Consider the following 2,856-nt stretch of genomic DNA (forward strand, 5'->3'; position numbering starts at 1 on the left):
ATCGGATGAGCAGGCCCAACGGCCACCTCAGCCTCCCAACCACCATGATCCGACGCCTCTCTGGTGCCGTTGCGACAGAGGCTGCCCCCCTAGCTCCAGGTCATGGCAGGTTGTTCGAGGTGCCCTTTAGCCGCGACCGGGCATTACCGGGACAGCCTCATCGCGGTCAAAGCCGGCCCTACGAACAAAGACGTGGCGATGCCGCTTTTGCGAATCCCCAATCCCCAATGCCGAATCCCGGCCCCTCAGGCCCCGGCGAACCGCACCGCGCCACCGACCCAGCGCGCGACGATGCGGTCGGCCAGGACAGGTGCCTCCTCCAGCAGCCGGTCGGCCAGGGCGTGCACGCGCGGCAGCAGGCCGGCGTCGCGCGCCAGGTCGGCGACACGGAACGCGGCCAGGCCGGTCTGGCGGGTGCCGAGCAGCTCGCCCGGACCGCGCAGTTCCAGATCCTTCTCGGCGATGACGAAGCCATCGTTGGTCTGGCGCATGGTCTCCAGGCGCTGCCGCGCCATCGCCGACAGCGGCGCCTGGTACATCAGCACGCAGCTCGACGCCGCCGCGCCACGCCCGACCCGGCCGCGCAACTGGTGCAACTGCGCCAGGCCCAGGCGTTCGGCGTTCTCGATGATCATCAGCGAGGCGTTGGGCACGTCCACGCCGACTTCGATGACCGTGGTGGCGACCAGCAGGTCGATCTCGCCCTGCTTGAACGCGCGCATCGCCGCCTGCTTCTCGGCCGGCTTCATGCGTCCGTGCACCAAGCCCACGCGCAGTTCCGGCAACTGCGCCGACAGCGCCTCGAAGGTGGCCTGCGCGGCGCTGGCCTCGAGCCGGTTGCCGGCACCGCCCTGCGCGGACTTCTCGCTGTCCTCGGCCTCTTCGATCAGGGTGCAGACCCAGTAGGCCTGGCGACCTTCGGCGCAGGCCACGCGGATGCGCTGCACCAGCTCGGGACGGCGATCGGCGTTGAGCACGATGGTCTGCACCGGCGTGCGTCCCGGCGGCAGTTCGTCGATGGAGGAGACGTCCAGGTCGGCATACGCGGCCATCGCCAGCGTGCGCGGGATCGGCGTGGCGGTCATCACCAGTTGGTGCGGCACGCCCGCACCGGAAGCGCCCTTGTCGCGCAGCGCCAGGCGCTGGTGCACGCCGAAGCGGTGCTGCTCGTCGACGATGGCCAGCGCCAGGTCGTGGAAGCGCACCGCCTCCTGCATCAGCGCATGCGTGCCGACCACCACCTGCGCTTCGCCCGAGGCGATCTGCGCCAGGGTCGCGCTGCGCGCCTTGCCGGTGACCTTGCCGGCCAGCCAGGCCACGCGCACGCCCAGCGGCTCCAGCCACCCGCGCAGGTTGGCCAGATGCTGTTCGGCGAGCAGTTCGGTCGGCGCCGCCAGCGCCGCCTGCTTGCGCTTGTCCACCGCCAGCATCGCCGCCAGCGCGGCGACCACGGTCTTGCCGCTGCCGACGTCGCCCTGCACCAGCCGCAGCATCGGCGCCGGCCGCTCCAGGTCGGCGCGGATCTGCGCGAACACGCGCTGCTGCGCGCCGGTCAGTTGGAACGGCAGCGACTGCTGCAGGCGCTTGGCCAGCAGCCCGCGGCCGCGCAGCGAGGGCGCCGGCTGGCACTGCATGGCGATGCGCTGGCGACGCAGGCTCAGGTGATGCGCGAGCAGTTCCTCCAGCGCCAGGCGCTGCTGTGCCGGATGCAGGCCGGCGGCGAGTGCGGCCAGGTCGGCCTGCGGCGGCGGCCGGTGCGCGACCAGCAGCGCGCTGCGCAGCGACGGCAGGCCGAGTTCGGCCAGCAGCGACGCCGGCAGCAGTTCCAGCGCCGCCTCCTCCGGCAGCCGGTCCAGCGCCTGGCCGATCAGCCGGCGCACCGTCGCCGGGCCGACGCCCTCCACTGCCGGGTATACCGGATCCAGGCGATCGCCCAGGGCCGCGGCGGCGTCCTCGCCGAGGATCTGATAGCTGGGATGCACGAACTCCAGCCCGTGCTGGCCCGGCTTGGGCGTGCCGAAGGCGCGCAAGCGCGTGCCGACCGCGAACTGCGCCGCCTGTGCGGCACGGAACTGGAAGAAGCGCAGCACCAGGGTGCCGCGCGAGTCGTCGGCCACGGCCACACGCAGCATCGGCCGGTAGCGGAAGCCGCGATCCACCGCCTGCACCCGCCCCTCGACCTGCGCCGGCACGCCCGGCTGCAGTGCCGCCACCGTGGTCAGGCGGGTGCGATCCTCATAGCGCAGCGGCAGATGCAGCCACAGGTCCTGCAGGGTGGACAGGCCGCGCGCGGCGAACTTCTCCGCCAGTTTGGGACCGACGCCGGGCAGCGTGGTCAGCGGTACCTCGCCTGCCGCCGACAGCGCCGGCGCCGGAACCTGCACGCGCGGCACGGCGGGGGATCAGTCCAGCACCATCACCGCGTCCACTTCGAAGCCCGCGCCCTTGGGCAGCGCCGAAACTTCGATGGTGGAACGCGCGGGGAACGGCGCCTGGAAGTAGTCCTGCATCACCGTGTTGACCTGCGCGAACTGCGCCAGGTCGGTGAGGTACAGCCCCAGGCGCACGATGCGGTCCAGCGAGCCGCCGGCCGCCTCGGCCACCGCCTGCAGGTTGTCGAAGGCGCGGCGCGCCTGCGCGGCGATGTCGCCGGCGACGATCTCGCCGGTGGCCGGATCCAGCGGGATCTGCCCGGAGAAGTACACGGTGTTGCCGGCACGCACGGCTTGCGAATACGGGCCGATCGCGGCCGGTGCACGGTTGGTATGGATGATCTGGCGGGACATGGCGACTCCGTTGGAAGAATGTCTGCCTAGTTTAGCTGGCGTGCGCGGTTGGGGATTGGGGATTGGGGAT

At 71.7% G+C, this 2,856-nt stretch carries 2 protein-coding genes; both read right to left on the reverse strand.

What is annotated here, in order from left to right; all coding sequences use genetic code 11:
- Nucleotides 1–245 precede the first annotated feature (245 nt).
- Complete coding sequence (recG, locus tag ACP93_RS20730) at nt 246–2,393, reverse strand: ATP-dependent DNA helicase RecG (protein ID WP_048492547.1); 2,148 nt, start codon at nt 2,391–2,393, stop codon at nt 246–248.
- 9 nt (nt 2,394–2,402) lie between these two features.
- Nucleotides 2,403–2,786, reverse strand: a complete 384-nt coding sequence (locus ACP93_RS20735) for a RidA family protein (RefSeq protein WP_048492548.1) — start codon at nt 2,784–2,786, stop codon at nt 2,403–2,405.
- Nucleotides 2,787–2,856 lie beyond the last annotated feature (70 nt).

The organism is Xanthomonas sp. NCPPB 1128 (assembly GCF_001043115.1).
Taxonomy (GTDB): Bacteria; Pseudomonadota; Gammaproteobacteria; order Xanthomonadales; family Xanthomonadaceae; genus Xanthomonas_A.

Bases quoted from the DNA above. Each gene is read 5' to 3' on its own strand.
- ACP93_RS20735 (WP_048492548.1), bottom strand. From the start codon at position 2,786: ATGTCCCGCCAGATCATCCATACCAACCGTGCACCGGCCGCGATCGGC.